We start from the raw sequence: 23,656 nt of genomic DNA, 5'->3' as shown, positions 1-23,656 counted from the left end.
CTTAATACGGCCCTCTCTCTGTCTCGTGGCAAACACGATTCCGAACAAGAGCGCCGCTCACTCCGCGGACTCATCCCGGCGGACGCCGGAGTGAAAGGAGAGGATATGATCAATTCCGGGTTGGATGACGGTTTGCCAATTCTCCAGGAGTTCCGGTGTGCAATCGGGATCGGACTCTTTGATGGTATCGAGCAGAGCCTCTATCCAGAACGGATACCATTTCGGTTTGATATTGAGTTGGTAACGATCATGGCTGAGTCTGATTTCTTCGATGTGCTGGCGTGCGGCGGAGTCCCCCTTGGCGAAGGAGATCAGGCTGACGATCGCATCGCTGAGCAGTTCGTTCTGTTTCTGCATATCCGTATTAGAGAAGAGGGGACCAATCTCGGAAGACTTTCGCGCAAAGTGGTCGTAGAACGCATCGAAAAAATCGGGGTTCTGCCGGCAGCGAGCATAACTTTCGCGAACGGTCTCTACGGTTGTCATCGGAACAGGCATTAGCTCCAAAGCAAGTAACACGTCAGGCTCCATTGTAGAAGGTTCGGATTCAATATGTAAAACAGATTCGAGTAAAGAAAACTATTGTTCTTAAACTCTTAATGCTCAACAGGTTAGTTAATACCACTTCCTGGTGAAACCACATCGAAGCAGGGTCATTCGTCTCTCCGTTATATTCCCATAGAGGGGAGAGGAACGGGCCAGGTTCGCTTTAACAGCGCGCGAAAAAAGAGCCTGACAGGAACAGTCCCGTCAGGCCCTTTAAGTATAGCCGGAAGTCGTCTTTGTTCAGGAACGAATGGAATCAGCGATTAATCGTGACTTCGGATCCATTGACGAGAAAGTTGTAAACTTCTTCAATGTCGCCGCTGAGCATGCGGATACACCCTTTGGATTCGGCTTTGCCGATAGACTCGGGATCGATGGTGCCATGCAGACCGTAACTGTCGCCAATGTCGATCCAGAATTCCCCCAGTGGGTTTTCGGGGTCATCGTTTTGAATCACGAGTCCGTCAGGTCCGTAATAGACGGGATCCTTCAGTTTGTTCTGAACTTGAAATGTTCCGATCGGGGAGGAGCCATCTTTGCCGATGCCAACTGAATACTTTTTGACGTAGTACCCGTAGGCATGGACGACGAGTTCAAAATCAGACAGGTCGACAATGACGGAAAAGGGACCTTTGAGAACTTTCAAGTTCTGACCCGCGCGCATGCGTTGGGGATCCAGTTGGTTCAGGCTTGCCAGATATTCCCAGGAGACATTGTACTTGTCAGCGATATTTCGCAGTTGCTCGCCGGGTTGCACTTCGTAGGGCTTCAAATAATGCGGTTGTCGGGCGAAGTAGATTGACTTCGCGGTGGTATCAATCCGGTTTTGTAACTGGGGGCGCATCTGCGGATGCTTCCAGTACACACTGGACATCATTCGGTGGGCCTTCAAGTATTCGTTAGCCTCAAGAAGTTGATCGATCTCCTGCACGTTGAGAGCAGGAACGTCAGTCGACTGCGGAGCGGGCTGACGGATGTTGCGAGACTCCGGAGGAACTGTAGCCACTTGCACGGCACTGGTTCGTTGTCCATTATCTATTTCACTTCCTGCCTGGATGATGGGTTCCCGACTGGAGATGGATGCGGAAAAGGAGCGAGATGGAATTGCGGCGCTGTTTTCTTGCTGTGACGGAACGGGTTGAGCGTTGTTGTTGATTTCTGGCAGGTTAAGCTCCCGAGGAGTGGAATGCCCCATGAGTGACGAAGACGGACGGGCACCGGTGGTCATTGCGGCGGCCTGCACTTCAGGTTCCGACTGATTCCCAAACGAGAACGAAGAGTCGGCTGAATTCGTGACGGTCGATCTGGGGATGTTGGCTGCCTCGGGCAAGTTTTCTGCAGTTAGCCCGTTGCTACTCTCTTTGCCAGTTGCCGCGACCATGTTCGATGTCTTGGGGGGCAGGTAATCAGTGAGCTTCTGGTGCGGCTCTCCAAGAGGAATCCAGCCAAATCGCCAGCCCGCATAGACCGTGACAGCCATCAGACTGAGGGACCAGAATACGATCGAGAAGTAGGAGTTTTTTTTATGTCCGGATCGGACGACTCGACGTGCCATCTTCGTTCTTCCTTGAACGCTCTGCCTGGGGGAACGGAAGACTTATTTTCCGTACTGTTTTGTACAGGAAATATACCAAAACGGGCCAAGTGGGGCGATGCGAATTCCAGACGGTAAAAACTGGTGAATTTTAAGAGAAAATGACTCAATCTTCATCCTCTGCTTCACGATCGACGTCACAATGGAATTTGACTATTTTCTCTTCTTGTGTTTCTGTTGTCTGGAAAGATTGGCGAAATGAATTTCATTCGTTATACATCGTGCATGTTGTTTTTAGGATTCAATCTATCTTCTCTCGGGTTCTCGACTTCGGTGCACGCCGAAGAGTTAAATGCTGCGCCGACTGATAGCTTCAGCATCGTCGTTATTCCGGATACACAGCAATATCGCGGAGGCAAAACCAAAAAGGAACCGGACAGCGAAGATCCCGTGACCAATCCGACTTTTGCTGCCTGGACAGACTGGATTATCGATAATTTGGATCGACAGAAAGTGGTCTTTGTCAGCCATGTGGGCGACATCGTCGATCACAATCAGGCCTCGGAATGGGAAGTCGCCCGGGAGCATATGGATAAACTGCATGGCCGCGTGCCCTACGGTATTTCCGTTGGAAACCATGATATGGTCGGTAAAAGTGGCGACTCTTCCCTGTTTCAGGATTACTTCCCAAAGTCGCGATTTGAAGAATTCGACTGGTACGGCGGCTGTCTGGAAAAAGCCCCCGAGGAGGCTGCCGTTTCGGGGAACAACGCGAATAGCTATCAACTCTTCGAGGCCGGAGGGATGCGTTTTGTCATCCTGCACCTGGAGTGCAACGCCCCGGACGAGGTCCTCGAATGGGCTGATTCCATTCTGACCAAGCATGCCGACCGAAGAGCGATTGTGACTTCCCACATGGGACTGGGACCGGAAGAGAGACCGAAGAAAAGCCGGGACTACTTCGACGCGCCCAAAGGCCGGATGAAGTGGTCGAAATGTCATGACAAACGAGGAAACACACCCCAGCAAATGTGGAAGAAATGTTTCAAGAAACATGCCAATCTGTTTTTGATCTGCTGTGGTGATCAAAGCCGGACTCAGGCAATGCGTAAAGTCAGCCAAGGCAAAGCGGGTAACCAGGTCCACGAACTGTTGTCGGATTACGGAACAAATGGTTTGCGACTGCTGCGGTTTCATCCTGCAGAGAATGAAATCGAAGTCGTCACCTGGGACCCGATCAAAGGGGAACGCTGTCTTACCACAAGTATCGTCCCCGACCAGGAACAGCATCAGTTCACGTTGCAGTACGAAATGGCCGGCGTGCCGAAACAGTAATTGATGGCAGGTGGGCGAACTGAAATCATGCGACGAATCTGGAGCATGCCGACGTGTGACTTCTGAAAACACGGACAAAATAAAAACCGCCTTCATCACGAAGATGAAGGCGGTTTTATTTTTTATAAGCTCTGCTGATTCAAGCAGGCTGCCTCTTCGCTTAGAGGCTGGCCATTTTGGCAATCAGGTCGGCAGTTCGGCTGGAGTAACCGAACTCGTTGTCGTACCAGCTGAAGATTTTGATCATTTTAGGGCTGATCGCAGTCGTCCAGGCAGCATCGAAGATACTACTGTGGGGGTTGCCGATGATGTCGGTAGAGACGATCGGATCGGTGTTGTACTCCAGAATGCCTTTGAGGGGGCCTTCTGCAGCTTCTTTCATTTTGGCGTTGATCTCTTCGGGAGTGGTCTCTTTGGAGAGAGTTGCTACCAGGTCGGTGATCGAGCCAGTGATGACGGGCACGCGAAGTGAGTGACCAGTCAGTTTGCCCTGTAATTCCGGCAGAACCATTCCTACTGCTTTGGCAGCACCAGTCGAGGTCGGAATGATGTTCTGTGCGGCGGCACGAGCACGACGTGGGTCAGAGTGAATCTGGTCCGCCGTTCGCTGATCGTTCGTGTAAGCGTGAACGGTGGTCATCAGACCGTGTTCCAGTCCGAAGTTTTCGTGCAGCACTTTAACCACGGGAGCGAGGCAGTTGGTGGTACAGCTGGCGTTGGAAACACATTTGTGATCGGCAGTCAGCTTGTCATCGTTCACACCCATGACGCAAGTCAGGTCTGGTGCGTCTTTGGCGGGAGCTGAGATGACGACTTTTTTGGCACCGGCAGTGAGGTGGCTGTCGTAACCAGGTTTGCCATCTTTAGCGCGAGCGGTGAAGAAACCAGTCGATTCCAGAGCGACATCCACGCCCAGGTCAGCCCAGGGCAGATTGCTCGGATCGCGTTCCGCACAGATTTTGATTGATTTTCCATTAACAATAAGGGCATCGCCCTTCACTTCAACAGTCCCTGGGAATCGTCCCTGGGCACTGTCATATTTCAGCAGCATGCCAAGTGCCTGAGGATCGGCCAGGTCGTTGATAGCGACCACTTCGAATTCTTCGGGACGTGCGGCCAGAGCCCGCAGGGTGATACGACCAATACGACCAAAACCGTTAATACCAACTTTAATAGCCACTTAAGCAATTCCTCCAGGTTCGAACTAGGATTCGTCAATCTGTTTTATATCAATGCACACAGCAGTAGTTGTCCTGAAACCAACTGAGGAGACAAGTTTGTCCTTCGATTGCCGACTGATGAACAGTCGCAATTGGGTCCCAGGATGAGGTCTATACAAATTTGCAGTCGGCGATTTGTTTCAGCGGGAAACGGCACGTCGACCGACTGATTCGATCGGGTGGAGAACTATAGACTCTCCACGCAGTTAGGCGCGTCATGCGGTGGCAATTGTAGTCCTCGCCCGCGACCGTCACAAGTCTGTCGACCAGTGAGTCCGATTTGTGGGGGAAATTGCATAAAGAACCCTACGCGACACTCAAAAGACCTCTCTTTAAACTGATAGGAAACCTTCTTGAGCGACTCTCTCGGGACGAATACGCCAGCGATGAAGATCACCACTCATTCTCTCCACTGGTGAATTCAAAAACCAACCCGGATGCTGTCTCGCGGCAAACACGGCTCCGATCAAGAGCGTCGTCCCCATCGCGGACCCAACCCGGCGAACGTCTGAGATGAATGTGAAAACCAACCCGGATGCTGTCTCGTGGCAAACACGGCTTCGATGAAGAGCGTCGTCCCCATCGCGGACCCAACCCGGCGAACGCCGGCTAGTGACGTTGAGAGGATTTACAGATGGCGGTGAGGGCGATTCCGATCATCAAGAGGACGATAAAGGCGTCGACCATCGACCATTCGGGGCCATCTTCGACCGATTGCGCGAAGAGTAGCGGTGCTAATAAGATTGAATTCAGGGAGGTCAGCATAAGCTCGGATAATCCTCTGAGAAACGGCAGAAATCGACGGGACTGAGTCCTAAGTTACGTAAAGGGGGCGAGTGAATCAACACGCTGGAGATATTTCATTCTGCCGAGACCGGTTCCAAATGAGCCTTCTGGCGGAAAGGTACGGCAAGTTCCCGGTAGACCTTGGCGGGTACCGAATAGGTATCCCAGCTCTCTGAGAGCCGTTTCATCTGCACATAGTAGTCCCGGACAGGGATCAGATAAAACGCGTAAGTCCTGTTTTGAAAGAGGAACAAATCGTTGAGTTCACCATACCACCGGCGATCCAGGACTTCATAGGCGAAAACAAAACAGGCGATAAAATTCTCGCCAAAGACTTGCTCCCATTGGAGCAGCGAAAGCACGTCGTCGTTGGTAGCCCAGTTGACCCATTTGTGCCCGGATGTTTTTCCCTCATCGGGGGACGTACCAGTGGGAAATTGACGCCCTTTGATGTCGATCAGCAGGTTTTCCTCTCCGGCGCCATAGACAATGAAGTCCATTGATTTCAGAGAAGAGTTTGCCAGCAGAGAGCGACGGGTCTCATCGACAGCGACATAAGGGATGCAGGCCGCCCGCACATATTCCTCGAAAGCGAGTTCATATTGATTATGCCGCAACATATCGGAATACTCCTGCTAATGTATCGAACAAGACATCAGTACAGGATAACAGGTGGTGGCGATGTGTCCAGTGGGAGTCGGTGGATTGAACTGAAAATAGATAAAGTGAATCAAATCTGACTTCAATCGACTTCAGAGCAGGAATGAATTCCTCTCTCGGATTGGATGTCGTCTTTGGTCTTTCGAGTCTGTTCGTTCATTTCGTGGTTTCTCCAACTGGATTCCCCCCTTAAGCGAATAACTCGTCAACCGTTTCCCCCTCTTCGACAATTTTCATGGGGCGACCGAGGGGGCTCATCGTTTCGGAAGCGGGGTCGAGTTCGAGACTGTGACATAGAGAGCAGAAGAGATCGCTGACGGTGACAGGACGTTCGGCAACCTGTTGGCCATCTTCAGTGGAGCTGCCGATGACCTGTCCACCGCGGATACCCCCACCGGCCATGGCGACGTTGAAGACGCGGGGGAAGTGGTCGCGTCCTCCCCGGGCGTTGATCTTGGGCGTGCGACCGAATTCGCCCATCAGTACCACAGTGGTTGTTTCCAGCAGACCTCGCGATTTCAGATCGGCAATCAGGGTAGCAAAAGCGGGGTCGACTTGACCGATCAGCTTGTCGGTCCGTTCAAAAATATCCTGGTGCGTGTCCCATCCGCCGAGGGAGACCTCAACGAAAGTGGAGCCCGCTTCAATCAAGCGGCGAGCCAGCAGGCAGCCCTGACCGAATTTGCCATTGCCGTAGGATTGCTTTACTTCTGCCGGTTCGTCAGCAAAATCAAAGGCCTGTAGTTCGGGGCTGGAAATCATGTTGCGGGTTTTTTTGTAAAGTTGCTGATGCGATTTCACCAGCGATGCGGCACCCCGGTCTGCGTATTGGGAGTCAATCTGGCCGAGCAGCCCAAGTCGTTTATTAAATCGCTGACTGTCGACCGTAGGAATCGTGTTGGTCGGAAGCGTGCCGGGTTCCGAGACGACGAAAGGTTCGTAATCGACACCCAGATACCCTGCCCCGAACGTATTTCCGACGGAAACGACGCTAGGGATGGTGACTTCCGGATCGGCCAGTCGGTAGGCGACATTGGCGGCCAGGCTGGGGTGCTTGACCGATCCGGAAGGAACGTAACCCGTGTGAAGATGATAACTCGCCCGGCGATGATTCCCTTCCTTGTTGGTCATCGAACGGATAATGGCGATGTCGTCCATCACTTTAGCCGTCTGTTCCCAACGATGGGCGATGTCGATTCCGGCGACGGAAGTCTGAATCGCTTTCGTTTCGCCCCCATTTTCTGTTCCCGGTTTAGGATCGAACATTTCCATCTGACTGGGCCCACCTCCCAACCAAAGCAGGATCATCGACCGGTTTCGTTTCTGCAAGTCTTCCGCCTGCAGGCTGAAGATGTCACGGAAACTGAGTGTTCCCGCCACTAGCGATGCGGCAGATACCGTGTGCAGGAAGCGTCGCCGGTTGACGCCGGTTCTTCCAATTCGAACTTGTTCATGAATGGTCATCGATTCTGTCTCCTGGGGCAGAAACTGTCTGATGAAAGGGGCCGGCTCGTATTGAGTTGAATTGGGTTGAGCGATCGGGCCGGTCGGTGGTCTGGTAAGGGAGTCGGACTAAACGGTGATTATCTTTTGGTCAGAAATTCAGCGGAGTTAATCAGACTCCAGACGAGGTCTTCGTAGGCTTCTTCCGGATTGGGGGAGTCCTGAATGTAAACAGCGATCAATTCGAGTTCGCCGGCGTCCGGTTCCCGTCCGAGGATTTGTAGGTAAATCTCTGAAATCGAATCGGACTGCGAAAGCTTTTGTTTGAGAAGACTTTGGACAAACGAACGTCGGTTTTCGATCTGATTATTGATCGTCGGTGAGTTCATCAGGAAAAGTGCTTGAGGAATCGTTCCGGAAATCTCGGCTGAATCTTCGGACGGGTCGTATTCGAACAGTGTCTGAAATTGATTACGACTCGCATCACCCTGTTTTTTGTTTTTCTTATTCTGGTTCTCTTTCTTCTTCTTGTTTTTGTTTTTACCGTTCGCTTTCACTTCTCGAGCGGGACTGGAAACGGATTGAGTGTCGAGAGCACAGGCGATGGCGTCGTACAATTGGTCGGCCCGCAGTCGTGTCGGCACGACCGAGGCGAACTGGGACGTCTCCTGGGACGGGTCCATTTCCATTGACTGGCGTTGGTAGGCTCCGGTGTTCAAGATGACCTGAAAGAGCCATTTGACGTCGTAACCACTTGCAACGAATTCCTGTGAGAGAAGATCGACGACTTCCGGATGATGCAAATCTCGTTCGGGACCGATGTCATCAATGGTTGGGTAGAATCCTTCACCCAGCAGCACGTTCCAGATTCGGTTGATGTAGGCGCGAGCAAACCATTCATTGTCAGGTGAGGTAATGAATTCAGCGACTTGGCCTCTGCGGTCCAGATCGGTAAGTCCCTCTGCCACTGGGGTTTCATTCAGAAAGAATGCGGGCGACATGCGTGTTCCCTGGGCCGCAGGATCGTCCAGGTCGGACATGAAATGCTCCGCCTGATTCCGTTTGAATTGCGCGGGGACTGTGAACTTTTTCAGTTCTTCAAGAGAGAGTTGTTTGTCTTCGTTTGCGTCGAGCGTTTTCAATACGCGACGGAAAAGTCCCCCGTTTTTGCGTAATCCCAGTTCCCGAGTGCTAAGCAGCTCATCTTCGTCGGTATCTTTTTCTTTGAAGAACTGTTCTGGATCCTGCAGATCGGCAATCAGTTGCTGCTGCGCGCCACTCTGTTTTCCTTCGACTGAGTAGACCTCGAAATCCCGAGGCTGTTCATCTTTAAGAACACGAACTTTGGTGCGGGGAAAGAAGGAAGCCAGTTCGTGGAATTGAACTCGGGTCCATTGATCTGTGAAATGGTCGTGGCACTGGGCGCACTGAATCTGAATTCCGAGGAATATGCGAGACGCTTCTGCCGCTACCGTTTCCCCGTCCGCATTGTGTGCGAATATCAGTCCTGTCGATCCGTCTTCGGACATGCGGCCAGTCGCGGTTAACAGCTCGGTAGCGATTTCGTCCCAGCTTCGATTCTGTTGCAGCTGTTCTGCCATCCAGTTTGCAAAAATGGGACGCTGCCTGAGCGACCGCGTCTCCGTCGCTTTGGAATAGATGACATCGCGCCAGTAGCGGGCCCAGTTCTCGGAGTAGGCTTTTTTCGCGAGAAGTTCGTCAATGACCTTCGCGCGTTTCGTCGAATCGGACGAGAGGCCAAAACGAATGATATCGGTGGAACTGGGGGCCGTGCCGGTGACGTCGAAGTAAACACGTCGGAGGAAGTCTTCATCGTTCGTTAACGGAGCGGCGATAGCGCCTGTTGCGTCCAACTCGGTCTGAATCAACTGGTCAATTTGATGAGCAATCCCACGAGGATCGTTCTTAGTGGAATCAGCGGCACTCGCCGAGGTGGCCGCAAAACCGAATAGGACCAGGCCCACCACCATCACAAAGGTCATGGGGAGAGGATGGTGGAGAAGATCAGCACGATTAATCATTGATTCATCCTGTGCAATTGAAATTGCCGGAAATCAGAGGGAGCGCCACGGATTGAGAAATAACAAAGAAGCTGTCTTGTCCCAGTTTCACTTATTCCGAAAGACGAATCAAAAGGAAAAGGTGAGTTTCGCCCCCTTCAGCCAAGAATGCGAACAGGGACTGTTCCAATAAAGATTTAACACCTGTGGAAATCAGAGGTGTCGTTAATTCTTAGAAATATTCGATTAGTGGACTTCCCCACTAACTGTCAGTACACAATCTATTCAACTGCAACAGGTTACGCCGGGCAATCCCCCCTGACCTGCTCAGCTTACCGAGGTGGAAAAGCTGGAGCTTCGGTTGAGTGATGCTGCTTCCTGTTTGTTGGATTCACCGCCAAAAGAACTTTTCGGATGCAAAACGTGTTTGCCAATCGCGAACGAGGATTCCTTCGAGGAACTCGTTTCAAGCGTAAAGGTTGGTATTTGAGCAAACCAGGATGTCTTGGAGGGCCACGGTGTGTCCAGTCGGTGTTGGTTCACTCTGTTTCAGGTTTTTAAAAATGGGCTCTGTCAATTCTTTTCCCGTTTAAAAACTAACAAACAAATCCGTTTCGATCCTCTTCCTAAAAAACATATTGCCTAACTGAGACCCCCCTTGGATAATAACATCAGATTGAACTCCGGGGTGTTATCCGGTTGTGGAGAACGAGTTCTGATTACGAGATTTTGATGACTGTCATCAAAGAACCGTCAGACCGAGCGATCGCCACAGTTCAATTACCAACCCTCATTCACACGTCAAGTCCGGCCAGGGAGGGTCGCTGTCATAGTTTCGAGTCCTGAAATAATCTTCTCCCCGGTAATACAGGCTCAGGGTTAACAGCACCAACCCGTTGATGCGATTTGTTGGTGGTAATGTTCGACCATGCGGCCCGTTGTACCGAGGTCCCCATAAGGATTTCAGAATGACTACATCGATGAGCGATATTTTCTGGCTGTATGACACTGATACGGTGATGAAGCTAGCCCTTGATAACAGTCTGTTGAAAACCGTCTGATGCAGGAAAGGTATGATGTTCAAGTCGTTAATCACACTTGAATGATTCGATATGAATCGGGAATGAAGCGATGCCAGTCCTTTAGTGGGATGGTCACGGAAGAGCTTCATTCGCTAGCTGTCATACAGCCATCAGGAGTTTTTCAACGGGCTGTTTATCCCGGGGCGCAATCCGACAGGGAGCGGTGCCATGGGAACAGGTCGTGAATTATTGGAGCGTCTGGTTTCTGACCAGAGTCAGTCTCTTTTTAAACAGATCCATTGGCAGGGAACCTTTCACGAGTATCTGGAAATCGTGAAAGAGAACCCGAAGGTCGCCCGAACTGCATTCCAGCGTCTCTACGACATGATGATGTCGTATGGTAGATACGATCTGGAAAACTCTAAAGAGAACCTGATCCGCTATCGGTTCTTTGACGACCCCGACCATGAGGGGCACGATGCGATTTTTGGTTTGACCAAACCGTTGATGGAGTTGGTCAACGTGCTGAAATCGGCCGCCTTGCAGTACGGTGCCGAACGCCGTGTCATTTTGTTGCACGGCCCTGTGGGAAGTTCCAAAAGTACGATTGCCCGCCTTTTGAAACAGGGCCTCGAACGGTACACGAAAAGCGATGAGGGTGCCCTCTATTCCTTCGGTTGGAAACAGGATGATGCCAGCATTCTATGGGACCCGATGCATGGGGAACCACTCCAGCTGATTCCCAATTCCGCCCGGGAGGAAGTCTGTGCTTTCCTGAATCAGGGACGAGACTCTGTGGGAGAAGGGGAATACCAGGTTGAGATCAAAGGAGACGTTTGCCCGTTAAGTCGCTTCCTCTTTCAGGAACGACTGGCCAAGCATGACGGTGATTGGATGAAGGTGCTGGACGACATTGTCGTTCGCCGGTTGATCTTTTCGGAACAGGACCGGATCGGCATCGGCACCTTCCAGCCTAAAGACGAAAAGAACCAGGACTCGACCGAACTGACGGGCGATATCAATTACCGCAAGATTGCCGAGTACGGTTCCGAATCCGATCCACGGGCGTTCAACTTCGATGGTGAATTTAATATCGCCAACCGGGGTCTGATTGAATTCATCGAAGTCCTCAAGTTGGATGTCGCCTTCCTGTATGACCTGCTGGGGGCATCGCAGGAACATAAAATCAAACCGAAAAAGTTTGCGCAAACGGACATTGATACAGTCATCGTCGGTCACACAAACGAACCCGAATATCGCAAACTGCAATCCAATGAATTCATGGAAGCGTTGCGAGACCGGACGATCAAAATTGACGTCCCGTATGTGACTAAGCTGTCCGAAGAAATCAGAATTTACGAGAAGGACTACAACAACGAACGAGTGCGTGGCAAACATATCGCCCCGCATACATTGGAGACTGCCGCAATGTGGGCCGTGCTCACACGACTGGAGCAACCCAAGAATGCGAGCCTGACATTGCTACAGAAACTGAAACTGTACAACGGGAAATCACTCCCCGGTTTTACTTCGGATAATGTTCTGCAATTGCGACGGGAATCCCGTAAAGAAGGTCTACATGGAATTTCTCCCCGGTATGTGCAGGATAAAATCTCGAACGCACTCGTCGTCAATGCGACGGCGACTAGCTTGAATCCGTTCATGGTACTTAATGAACTGGAAGCGGGATTGCAACATCATTCGCTGATCGACAGCGAAGACACGCGTATGCAATACATCGAGTTAATCGCCGTCGTGAAAGAAGAATACACCGACACGGTTAAGAATGAAGTCCAACGCGCAATCGCCGCTGACGAAGACGCGATGGACCGTTTGTGTGCGAATTACATTGACAACATCAAAGCGTATACGCAAAAAGAGAGAGTGAAGAACAAGTTCACCGGTGCCGATGAGGAACCGGATGAGCGGCTGATGCGCTCTATTGAAGAGCGCATCGGCATACCGGAAACGCGTGTTGATGATTTCCGACGGGAGATTATGAACTACATCGGTGCCTTAGCGCTGGATGGCAAGAAGTTCAACTACCGCACCAACGAACGCCTTCAGAAGGCTCTCGAGATGAAACTGTTCGAAGATCAAAAGGACTCGATCAAACTGACGAGTCTGGTTTCGAACGTGATCGACGCTGACACGCAAGAGAAAATCGACATCGTGAAAGCTCGATTGATTCGCAATAACGGATACAACGAAGAATCCGCAACCGACGTATTGCAGTACGTGGCGAGTATCTTTGCCCGGGGCGATGTGAAGAAGGAAGAAAAGTAGTCGACCAGACTGCCGCTTCATTCCTTGCGTCCTGGCAATCCATGAAAGACAAGGAGTCAGCCAGCACTTCATAATAGAAATCCGGAACCATGCCGCGCAGTATTGATCAAGACCTGAATCGCTTCAACAAAATATTGAAGGGGAAGGTCCGTGACAATCTGCGGAAATACATCACTCGTAGCGAGATGTTTGGACGCAAGGGGCGGGAGTCGGTAAGCATACCGGTTTCGAATATCGATATCCCCCGGTTTAAGTTTGGCAAACGGGGAAGTGGTGGCGCTGGACAGGGAGATGGCAAGGTTGGGCAACCGATTGGAAGTGGTGGTCAGGACGAAGGCGAAGGCTTGGGTCAGGCGGGTGACCAACCTGGTCAACATGTTCGCGAAGTCGAGGTCTCGCTGGACGAATTGGCGGAGATGCTGGGGGACCAACTGCAACTGCCACGTATCGAACCCAAGGGCAACGACACACTCAAAAGTCTAAAGGACAAATATAACACCATCAGTCCCACGGGGCCGGATTCCCTACGGCATTTTAAGCGGACTTACAAGAGGGCATTGAAACGTCAGATCGCATCCCAAACATATGACCCGACGAGACCGGTAATTATTCCGACACGCGACGACGAACGATTCCGTTCCTGGACCACCACTACCGAACCCGATGCCAATGCGGCCATCATCTATATGATGGATGTCTCCGGCTCGATGACGGATGACCAGAAAGAGATCGTGCGGATCGAAGCGTTCTGGATCAATACCTGGCTGAAAAAACATTACGACGGATTACAAACCCGATACGTTGTTCACGATGCTGTTGCCCATGAAGTTGACGAAGATACGTTTTTCAGAACTCGGGAAAGTGGGGGGACTCGGATTTCGTCGGCCTATAAAGCGGCCGAAGCGATCATCGCGAGAGACTTCCCTATAGATTCGTGGAACATTTACTGCTTCCAGTTTTCCGATGGAGACAACTGGGGCGAGGACAACAGTGCCTGTCTGGATCAATTGCAACAGTTCTTACTACCAGTAAGTAATCTGTTTTGCTACGGACAGGTCGAAAGCCCTTACGGTTCTGGTGAATTCATTCGAGAGCTGAGAAAGGTTTCCGGCGACTGGGAGAATATGATTCTTTCCGAAATCACGAGTAAGGATTCCATCTACGATTCGATTAAACTGTTTCTGGGAACAGGAAAGTGAGTGAGTCGGTTTCAAACGGTCGACCCGCTTAGAAAAGAGCCCACCATGCCAATCAGCATTCACAGACCGTTACCTCCTGAAATTCGGGACTTGCAGCTGGAGCTTGAGGCGAAGGCGGCAGGGTATGGGCTCGATTTCTTTGAGACGATCTTTGAAATGGTCGACTATGAAGAAATGAGTATGCTGGCGTCGTACGGTGGATTTCCTAAACGGTACCCGCACTGGAGATTCGGAGCCCAATACGATGAGATGATGAAGGGATATTCCTACGGGCTCCAAAAAATCTATGAGATGGTGATCAATACCGACCCCTGCTATGCCTATCTTCTTGAGGCGAACGAGCTGACCGATCAGAAGTTGGTCATCGCCCACGTTTACGGGCATTGTGACTTCTTCAAAAACAACGCCTGGTTCGCACCGACGAACCGAAAAATGCTCGATGATATGGCGAACCATGCAGCGCGTATCAATCGGTATGTCGATCGGTTTGGCTACGAGACGGTGGAGGAATTTATTGATGCTTGTCTTTCACTGGAAGACTTAATCGACCCCTACGCCCCGCACATTAAACGGACCGCCGATGTGGGGGATCAACGGCTGGCTTCGTGGGATTCGAGCGAGCAGGATTCGAATGAAGCAGCCACAGGGGATGGTCGGTTTCCTTCGAAACCGTACATGGATAGCTTTATTAATCCTCCGCAGACCTTGGAAGATCATGTTGAAGAAGGGAAAGCTCACGCGGAAGAAGCGGCGAAGCGGTTTCCTGCAGAACCCATGCGTGATGTGCTCTTCTTTCTCTTGCAACATGCTCCGCTGAAACCGTGGCAGCATGATGTCCTCTCGATCATTCGTGACGAGGCGTATTACTTCGCTCCCCAAGGGCAAACGAAAATCATGAATGAGGGCTGGGCCAGCTATTGGCATTCTACCATTATGACATCTCATGCCCTGAAGGATGAAGATCTGATTACCTATGCCGACCATCACAGTGGGACGATGGCCACCTCACCTCAACGGTTAAATCCTTACAAGCTGGGCATTGAACTTTTCAAGGACATCGAACAACGCTGGAACAGTGGTCGTTTTGGATCGGAATATGATAACTGCGATGATTTGATCGAGAAAGAAAAATGGAATCGGGAGCTGGGGTTGGGGCGGGACAAGATCTTTGAGGTTCGTCGGGTGCATAACGACATCACGTTCATCGATACCTACCTGACCCCCGAGTTCTGCATTGAACACAATATGTTTGCATTCGGATACAACGACTCGAACAATTATTATGAAATCGTTTCCCGAGAGTTTCCGAAAATCAAACAGCAATTATTGACATCTCTCACTAATCATTCCCGACCGATCATTCGAGTCGAGGAAGGGAATTATCGCAACCGGGGCGAGCTATATTTGAAACATGAATATCATGGAGTCGAACTGAAGCCGGATGACGCCGAGGCGACTCTGGAAAATCTTCAAAAACTGTGGGGCCGGCCCGTACACATTGAATCGATTATGGACGACAAGCGAGCGATCCTTTCCTTTGATGGTCACGAGCATCAAATGGACAGTTTCGAGCATGATTCAATAGGTTCGTTGTTGTCCTGAAAAATGAACGCCCTGAAGCTCACTGGATTCTCATTGAGGTCAATATGACGCTTACCCCTGACATCCATACAGAACTTGACCAACGACGCAATCAGAGTTTTCCCCAGACGGCGCGATTCATGGGGGACAAGCAATTAGCTATTGATCTTGATCTCACCGCGGTGGAACAGCTCAGTAGCAGTCTATCTGCATTGCGTCTGACTCCTCCGTCAACCGCGAACCTTAGTCTTGCCACATTGGAAGACTGGGCGAAGGACTTAAGTCAGCGATTGACTTATCTCCTGGAGAATGTCTCCCCCATCGAAATAGATCCGGCCAGCCAGAAAATACTCGTCCGTTCCAGTCAGCCCTCCCAACAGGGAAAGACGAAGGAATATTACGAGATGCTTCTCTCTGTTGATCCGCAGGGCTGTCTCTCACTGGGGCGATACCAGATTTCAGGGACGCAGGCGAATCGGCAGCCTGTGGATCTCGTATTCACTCGCGAGGTCCTCATACGTTTAATGAATGATCTTGAAGAGAGCTTTAATCAACTTGTTCCGTAACAAGCTCCTGGACTATTCGCGAGAGGCCTGTTTGTTGCCTGCCGGTGGGATCATTTTCTGAATCTCTGCGAATAACTGAGTCAGAGAGGCCTGAGCCATCTCAGAAATTTTCTCTTCATGAGATGCCATCAGTTCATGAAATTCATTCAAAGTCTGAGAAGGAAGATCGAGATCCTCAATGGAGGACTGAGTGAATAGCAAAGTGTTGGCAAACGCTCCTCCAACATAAATTCCATCAAAGACTAATCGCTCAAAGGCTGCCGTGCGGAAGTGAGCTTTCGCTTCTTCCAGCGACATACCGCCATCCTGGTTTGCATCGGCCCGCAGCGCGAAGTCACTCATCCGTTCGGGGAGTTCTTGCTGGCTGACTTTCTGGTCATCATTCTGATCGAATTTCAGCATACGATTGCAAAACTCAATAATATCGGCAGGTGCCGTCGGCTTCTGACCAAAACCTCCCGGAGGCGTATTCATCGCGCGGGTGAGTTCGTGGAGTTCTGATACTTCCAATACTCCATTTACGTTCTCATCATATTTCCATATCTGCTCCTGAACTTCTTCCAGACTGAGTAAAGATCGATTCAGGTTACGTCCTCGTGTGTTCGATTGAGATGAAATCACCAGTTGCTGATATTTTTCGTAGTTCTCTTTACCGAGCAATTCCTGCATCTGTTCGATCATCTTCTGATCTTGCCTCAGTACATCTTGATTCAGTTTCTGTTTGGCGGAGAACACCTTCTGGCGAACAGTCGAATAAATTAGAGGGTCGAGATCGAGTCGATTCATGACCCGGTCCAGGAGAACTTGCAAACGTCCACCGTCGCCCATCTCCAGAAGCCGTTTGAGAGACTGATATTGTTCTGCCTCTCTGGTGGTCGTTTCACCATCGCCGTTAAAGTCTCCGGTTTGAGATCCAGCGTCAGTCGCCTTCTCTTCTTCGTTCTGTGGTCGTTCTCTTCCAGCAGGCCCACGGCGACGGCGGCGTTCCAGTCTCAGGAATAACGATTCGGTCTCCAGCAGCAGTTGAGCAACCGCTTTCGTTTCCTCTTTGTTAAATGAGCCGTCTTGATCTTTATCGAGAGTATGAAGCCAAATAAGAGTCGAACCGGCGGGGACGCTCTGACCGTTTTTGAGTCGTTTTCGGATACCGATCTCGTCCAGAATCTCCGAATTAGAATTCCCCTGTTGTGCAACATGGCCTGGAACGGGGTTCGCAACCGGTATGGATGCGACTGCGGATAAGTCTGAAGTTTGCCAAGGATTGGAGAATCGAGGATCCTCAAGGAGTTTCCGGTCGCTCAACGTTTTGAGAAAATCGACCAGGGCTGTTTGTTCTTCTTTAGTTAAGAGGAACCGACGGACGGCGCTGATGTTGGGGTGTCTCGAAACATGGTCACTGTAATGAGCGATCACTTCTTCGAGAGTCTTGTGCCTGCCATCATGCATGTAGGGAGCTGTGAATTCGATGTTGCGTAACGAGGAAGCTTTAAACAAGCCGATCTCGGTGGGGTTATAGCTGATGTCCCCTCGACCTCCATCGCGAGCAGAAGCGTCGGCATCGATTCCATTATTGAGCGAACGAAACATTGAAAAGATCGCGATCTGATCTTTCACTCCGAGTGTATGACAGGCCGCGCATTTCTCATGAAACAATTCTTTGCCGAGGTTTTCGCTGTTGCTGAAATTCGGAAACAAGTCTTTGCTGGATGCTACCTGTGTGGCTCCTTCGTCATAGCGGGACTGACTGGTCGTCATGGCTCGAATAAACTGTGCGAGTGCCCGCCCGACGTTTTCTTCGGTGATAGATTGTGCACCAAATGCGACCTGGAACAGAGAGGGATAGACATCCGATTTTGAAATTCGTTCCAGCATCAATTCCGGGCTCATACCCATTTCAACATGACTGTAGAGGGGAATTAAGACTGCTTCTTCCAATGATTCGGCTCGTTCGTCCCAGAAAAAACCGGCTCTCACGAATCGGAGATCGTTCAACGCCATTGAATTTCGATCGGTCTGTTGTCCGTCGAAACCGACGCTGAACTTTCGGGGGTCAGAGAAGGCATTCTGTTGAACATGACAGGAACTGCAAGAAACTGTTCGGTTCGCCGACATCGACTTATCGTAGAACAGCACCCTTCCCAACGTCGCTCCCGCATTGGTAATGAGATTGTCCTCCGGGGATGTATCAAAGGACATGATACCGCTGGCTGCGAAGTGATCCGGAAAGGCATCTTCGGAATACACAAACGGTTCGTCAGGCAGGTTGAGTTGAACATTGACGGAGGACGGATTGTTCTCGGTGACCGATTCTGCTGCGGTGCTCGGACCAGCCATCAGGCAATTCAAAAACAGGACAGATATGATCCCGGCAGTACGGCGTGTCATTCGTATTTCGCAGGTTCTCATCGTAGCAGAAATTTCCTCAAATAGTGGCTTAAAACATCTCATGGCGAGGGGTGGTGAGGTCAGTGGGGAACAATCACTATCTATTGCTCAAAGTCGGTCAGCTCACGGCCGTCGCGCGTATGCAACGCCATGACGATATCGACCGGCATTCCTGATCCGAGAAAATGAACACTTCCATCAGCGTACAGCACGTTGGCTCCCCCGTTGTGGAAACTGAAGAGTCCTTGCTCGTTCGTGCAATTGATGATGCAATCGAACTCCCCTTCGACGGTTCCGTCCTCACTGTATCCGAGTAATCGGAGGGCTTGTGGACCTGACCAGGCAGCCCAACCAGGTTGTCTGGTTTGGACTCCGCTTTGAAGCTCATGACGGAGAAACAACTGTGGTCGATCTGAAATCTCGCCCACGAGCACGGTATGAGTTAAACCATCGGAGATTTTCTTAAGCGGTGTGTAGTCGTTGGAATCGAATGCGGCTGTGGCCGTGACTCCTTCGGAATTAGTAATGCCACCAAAGCGGACGTAGTAATCACCGGGGGCACCGAAACGATCAGGAAGCAACTGGCTTTCGAGGGGGCCGGTGGAAAGCTGGACGGTCCGATCAGGGTCGTAGGATGAGGGGCAAATGTAGGTGCTGATTTGCTGCTGGACCGCTTCCTGATTCTGAATCTCGAAGTGAGGGTAATCGAAGTCGTATTTATCCACGACGTTCTGACCCTCCAGATAAGGAAGCAGATAGATGGACCAACCAGAAAAAACCGCCGGCCCACCGTAGAAAGTGGTAATCCTTCCCGGAGGTAATCCTCGATGCACGTCGGCGTAATTATGGAGTGCGATGCCGATCTGACGCAGGTTGTTGGTACACTGCGTTCTGCGGGCAGATCCTCGGACCTGCTGAACGGCGGGCAGCAGCAACGCCAGCAATAATGAAATAATGGCAATAACGACAAGTAGTTCAATCAGAGTGAAACCGGAACGGTGACGCAAAAGCATTCCTTGGAACCTGTTTTTAGGGGATCGATATTCGAATTCGCTGTTTGTTCCGGGTACTGAGTTTGAGGTCAGAATCAACTCGCGAATATCAATCAGGGAGGGGAGTAAGGAAGCGGATCAAACAGCCAACCTGAAAGGCCAGACATTCGAACCGATATGTACGAAAACGGGGACGAACCTATTCGTCTCCAGTTCGTCCAGGACAGAGTATGCAATTCGTATTCCGTTTCTCGATGTATTTATATTGCAGTGGAATTACGGATTCTGGTGCGTGTTAATTGATTCTCAGGCGGCGATGACTTCGACACGTATGGTGGTTTGACCGTCAGGGTTACAGGGAAGAGAGCCATCGCATGTTCTTGTCCACTGATTTAATCGGCCCTCTATTCGAAGTATTTGTAACCAATTGCTTCCGAGTGGCCACTGCACTGGATGGAGAAGCCCCGTCGGGGGGAACTCTGTGTAGAATGGAGATCGTAGATCGAATTCCCGTTAGTGAAAATTCCGAGATAGATTTGAAATCCCGATTCGCTTTTTCCCGGACTTCCTCTAAAAATAGGGTTCCAAGTCATCGTGTCTGAAAAATGACCCCTCGTCTCGCTTCCCGCTTTAATGTGTCCAAAGGCTGTTCATGTCACTTCCGAGTTTCAGCGTCCGAAATTCCGTCCTGGTCAACATGCTGATGATTGTTGTTCTGGTGGCGGGGGCGTTCTTCTCTCTGTCGCTGGTCCGGGAAATGTTTCCGGAAGTCCGAGCCAGTAAATTGATGATCCAGGCGGTCTATCCCGGTGTTCAGCCGGAAGAGATCCAGAAGACGGTGACCATCAAGTTTGAGGAGAAGGTCAAAGACATCGAGGGGATCGAGAAGATCGAATCGACCGTCAGTGAAGGTTTTTCCCTGACTGTCCTGACGCTCTTCAACGAAGTCGATGATATCAACGCTGTATTGGACGAGGTGAAGAACGAACTCGATTCCATCCCCGATATTCCGCAGGACGTCGAAAAGACAGTTCGGAAATTTGAACCTAAGCTGCCGGTCATCAGTATCGCCGTTTATGGAGATGGGACCGAGTCGGACCGGAAGCAGGCGGTCCGGGATATCAAAGACGAGCTCCGGCAGCTTCCCGGCGTCAGCGAAATTGAGCTCGAAGGGATTCGAGACGACGAGATCAGTGTCGAAATCCGTCCCGAGCGACTGCTGGAATACAATATAACCTTTGAAGAAATCGCCACCGCGATCGGTCGCAGTAATCTGGACGTCTCCGGTGGCCAGCTTAAAGGGGATCGGGCTTCAGTCGCCGTGCGGACGATTGGCGAAGAAACACGTGGCCGGGATATCGAGGATCTTATCGTCCGGACGGAACCGGATGGAACAGGTATTCTGCTCTCGGATGTGGCGATCATTCACGACCATTTCGTGGATGTCGAACTGGAAAACTATTTTAACAACAAACCTGCCGCCTACTGCACGATCTACAAAACCCCTTCCCAGGATGCCATTCAGATTGCCAGTCTGGTGAAAGCGTATGTCGCCGGAAAGACGGGCCAGGAATTCGATTATTACGGATACGAGGAAAGTCTGGACCGACCTTGGTACAGCAAGCCGTTTGGCATTATCGGGGCAGGCACCAGCTACGTTGCCAATGTGCTGGGAGGGCGTCCCGACCCGATGGCGACGTATCGGGAAATGCGTCAGCAACCCTTTAATCACCATTTTGAAATCGCTCTGCACACCGACCTTTCCCGATTCGTCGAGGGGCGTCTTGACCTGATGACACGCAACGGATTGAACGGTTTGATTCTGGTGCTGATCTCGCTCAACCTGTTTCTGAACTGGCGCGTCGCTTTCTGGGCTTCGATTGGTCTCCCCGTTTCGTTCCTGGGAACCTTTATTGTCATGTGGGCGTTTGGAGTAACGATCAACCTGCTATCGCTGTTTGGCTTGATCATCGTCTTGGGGATTATTGTCGATGATGCGATTGTGATCGGGGAGAACATCTACCGGCACGTCGAAGAAGGGATGGCCCCCATTCGCGCCGCGGTTGTCGGTGCGGAGGAAGTCATGTGGCCGGTTACTGTAGCGGTGATTACGACCATTGCCGCATTTTCCCCCCTGTTTTTCATTCAGGGGCAAATCGGAGACTTTATGGGACAGCTTCCCTTGGTCGTATTGGCGGCACTTTCCGTCTCGCTTGTGGAAGCCCTGCTCATTCTTCCTGCTCACTTGGCTCACTTGCCCCGCTTGAAGGATAAAGATGGTAATCCCATCGATCGAACGCCCAAGAATATGGGGATTGTCCGCCGGTCTTACAGTAAGTTTGTTTCGGGCCGAGATCGCTTCGTTCATGGCGTGTTAGCCGGTCTGTATGAACGGTTTCTCCGCTTAACATTACGATGGCGATACCTGACAGTCACGCTTGGCGTTTGTACTTCCGTCCTCGCCTATGGACTTCTGGCAGGAGGCATCGTGCAAGACGTGTTGATTCAGAAGATGGACTCGGAGACGATTATCTGCAACCTGGAAATGCCGATTGGTGTTCGTACAGAAGTGGTTAAAGAGCAAATCAGTAAAATCAGTGAGTTTGTCAAACAGGCTCCAGAAGTCGTCAACGTCCGCATGAATATCGGTCGTGCGTATGACATCGCTGGTGCAGGAGCCGTGGGAAGTGATGACCAGTCCCATGTGGGGCAGTTGGTAATTGAACTGCTGGCGGCAGATGCGCGCGAAGCCAAGGACGGACGGTCGAGTGAAGAGCTGCTCAACGAGTTCCGCAAGATGTCGAGCAATTTGCCGGGAGTGAACTCCATCGTCTGGCAGGCGATCAGCGGCGGTCCGGGCGGAAAAGCGATTGAGATTAAAATTGCCTCAGAGAATCGGGATTACCTGGAACCCGTGGCGATACGGTTGAAGAAAGAGCTGGCTGGTTATGCGGGTGTCTTCGACATCGACGATGACTTCGACCGGGGAAAACGGGAAGCGCAAATCCGGCTGCTGGAAGCGGCAAGGCCCACAGGTATTACCGTAACGGACTTGGGCAACCATGTGCGATCTGCCATCTATGGTAAAGAGGCGAAACGGTTCTCCCGTAATCGGGAAGACATCAAAATCATGGTTCGTTATCCGGAAGAGTTCCGAAACAACATCTACAACCTGGAAGCAATGTATTTGCCCACAGGGACCAACTATCAGGATCGAGGCTGGATCCCGTTTTCCGAAGTGGCTCAATTGGAGGAATCCGAAAGTTTCACCACTTTGAACAGAACCGACATGAAACCTTCCATTTCCGTCTTTGCCGATGTCAAAGAGCAGGATGGAACGGCCAACATCGCGGACATTATTGGCGAGATCAAAAAAACATTCAGCGCAGAAGTCGCTCCTGAATATCCCGGTACCGAACTACAATTCCTGGGGAACTTCGAAGAACGTACCAAGTCGTTCGCCAGTTTGCGGATCGCCTTTCCAGTGGCTCTATTGTTGATCTATCTCTGTCTGGCCGCCCTGTTCCGCTCTTATTTCCAACCCCTGGTGGTCATGATGGCGATTCCCTTCGGAATTCAAGGAGCCATCTTCGGGCACTGGTTGACCGATAATCCCTTCACCATGCTCAGCCGGATTGGCTGCGTGGCCCTCACGGGGATTATTGTGAATGACTCTCTGGTCCTGGTCGACTTCATTAACGCCCGAATTCGTGCCGGACTGAGTGAAATGGAGGCGACCATCAGCGGCGCCCGATTACGCCTGAGAGCGATTCTATTGACGACCCTCACCACGGTTGCCGGTTTGACACCGCTAATGTTCGAAACGAGCTTTCAGGCTGCCTTTCTGATTCCGATGGCGGTGACCCTCACCTTCGGTCTGGTCTTCGCGACGATCCTGACGTTAATCATCGTCCCGGCAATCAATATGATCTACTTTGACTTCGTGAAGTTGGGCCTGCGAATGGCGGGTAAAGATGTCGACCGCGTTGCGGACTTCCTGCAGGAACACGAAGACAAGTTGAAAGCCCTGGACGAAGAGGAACCCATTCGCCCCGTCACTTGATGTGATCGGTTCGGCAC

Annotated in this window: 15 protein-coding genes; 6 read left to right on the top strand and 9 right to left on the bottom strand. The window is 51.1% G+C overall.

The window, feature by feature from the left end; translation table 11 throughout:
- Positions 1-57: 57 nt before the first annotated feature.
- Positions 58-519: a globin family protein gene (locus Pla110_RS19960; RefSeq protein WP_144998512.1), complete on the bottom strand. Its 462-nt coding sequence runs from the start codon at positions 517-519 to the stop codon at positions 58-60.
- Positions 520-802: 283 nt separating this feature from the next.
- A complete protein-coding gene (locus Pla110_RS19955; protein WP_144998509.1) occupies positions 803-2,101 on the bottom strand; it encodes a L,D-transpeptidase family protein in 1,299 nt (432 codons plus the stop codon).
- Between the two features lie 237 nt (positions 2,102-2,338).
- Between Pla110_RS19955 and Pla110_RS19950 the strand changes: the two genes are divergently transcribed.
- The gene (locus Pla110_RS19950) at positions 2,339-3,415 is read left to right on the top strand and encodes a metallophosphoesterase (protein WP_231742655.1); all 1,077 of its coding nucleotides are present in this window, start codon (positions 2,339-2,341) and stop codon (positions 3,413-3,415) included.
- A 160-nt stretch (positions 3,416-3,575) separates the two neighbouring features.
- On the opposite strand, the gene gap is transcribed toward Pla110_RS19950, so the two are convergent.
- From gap to Pla110_RS19930, 5 genes are all read right to left on the bottom strand, one after another.
- Entirely contained in the window at positions 3,576-4,595 is a 1,020-nt protein-coding gene (gene gap / locus Pla110_RS19945) for a type I glyceraldehyde-3-phosphate dehydrogenase (protein WP_144998507.1), read from the bottom strand.
- Positions 4,596-5,244: 649 nt separating this feature from the next.
- Complete coding sequence (locus Pla110_RS22725) at positions 5,245-5,400, bottom strand: hypothetical protein (protein WP_197440323.1); 156 nt, start codon at positions 5,398-5,400, stop codon at positions 5,245-5,247.
- Positions 5,401-5,495: 95 nt separating this feature from the next.
- The gene (locus Pla110_RS19940; protein ID WP_144998505.1) at positions 5,496-6,041 is read right to left on the bottom strand and encodes an HYExAFE family protein; all 546 of its coding nucleotides are present in this window, start codon (positions 6,039-6,041) and stop codon (positions 5,496-5,498) included.
- Positions 6,042-6,270: 229 nt separating this feature from the next.
- Positions 6,271-7,545, bottom strand: coding sequence for a DUF1501 domain-containing protein (locus tag Pla110_RS19935; protein WP_144998503.1), 1,275 nt, complete (start codon positions 7,543-7,545; stop codon positions 6,271-6,273).
- A 119-nt stretch (positions 7,546-7,664) separates the two neighbouring features.
- Complete coding sequence (locus tag Pla110_RS19930; protein ID WP_144998501.1) at positions 7,665-9,566, bottom strand: DUF1549 domain-containing protein; 1,902 nt, start codon at positions 9,564-9,566, stop codon at positions 7,665-7,667.
- A gap of 1,229 nt (positions 9,567-10,795) precedes the next feature.
- Between Pla110_RS19930 and Pla110_RS19925 the strand changes: the two genes are divergently transcribed.
- From Pla110_RS19925 to Pla110_RS19910, 4 genes are all read left to right on the top strand, one after another.
- Positions 10,796-12,853: a PrkA family serine protein kinase gene (locus Pla110_RS19925; RefSeq protein WP_144998499.1), complete on the top strand. Its 2,058-nt coding sequence runs from the start codon at positions 10,796-10,798 to the stop codon at positions 12,851-12,853.
- A gap of 89 nt (positions 12,854-12,942) precedes the next feature.
- Positions 12,943-14,052: a DUF444 family protein gene (locus Pla110_RS19920; RefSeq protein WP_144998497.1), complete on the top strand. Its 1,110-nt coding sequence runs from the start codon at positions 12,943-12,945 to the stop codon at positions 14,050-14,052.
- A gap of 45 nt (positions 14,053-14,097) precedes the next feature.
- Positions 14,098-15,654, top strand: a complete 1,557-nt coding sequence (locus Pla110_RS19915) for a SpoVR family protein (RefSeq protein ID WP_144998495.1) — start codon at positions 14,098-14,100, stop codon at positions 15,652-15,654.
- A gap of 44 nt (positions 15,655-15,698) precedes the next feature.
- Positions 15,699-16,199, top strand: a complete 501-nt coding sequence (locus Pla110_RS19910; protein WP_144998493.1) for a hypothetical protein — start codon at positions 15,699-15,701, stop codon at positions 16,197-16,199.
- Positions 16,200-16,211: 12 nt separating this feature from the next.
- On the opposite strand, the gene Pla110_RS19905 is transcribed toward Pla110_RS19910, so the two are convergent.
- Both Pla110_RS19905 and Pla110_RS19900 read right to left on the bottom strand, forming a co-directional pair.
- Positions 16,212-18,584 carry a cytochrome-c peroxidase gene (locus Pla110_RS19905; RefSeq protein WP_197440322.1) on the bottom strand — a complete coding sequence of 791 codons (2,373 nt, stop codon included), beginning with the start codon at positions 18,582-18,584 and terminating at the stop codon, positions 16,212-16,214.
- A 101-nt stretch (positions 18,585-18,685) separates the two neighbouring features.
- Complete coding sequence (locus tag Pla110_RS19900) at positions 18,686-19,597, bottom strand: DUF1559 domain-containing protein (RefSeq protein ID WP_144999779.1); 912 nt, start codon at positions 19,595-19,597, stop codon at positions 18,686-18,688.
- 631 nt (positions 19,598-20,228) lie between these two features.
- Here Pla110_RS19900 and Pla110_RS19895 point away from each other — a divergent pair.
- Positions 20,229-23,639 carry an efflux RND transporter permease subunit gene (locus tag Pla110_RS19895; RefSeq protein WP_144998482.1) on the top strand — a complete coding sequence of 1,137 codons (3,411 nt, stop codon included), beginning with the start codon at positions 20,229-20,231 and terminating at the stop codon, positions 23,637-23,639.
- Positions 23,640-23,656 lie beyond the last annotated feature (17 nt).

Origin of the sequence: Polystyrenella longa (assembly GCF_007750395.1) — a bacterium.
GTDB classification, from domain to species: Bacteria; Planctomycetota; Planctomycetia; order Planctomycetales; family Planctomycetaceae; genus Polystyrenella; species Polystyrenella longa.
The sequence above is the reverse complement of the archived record's forward strand: the minus strand, read 5'-3'. Positions and strand labels throughout refer to the sequence as shown.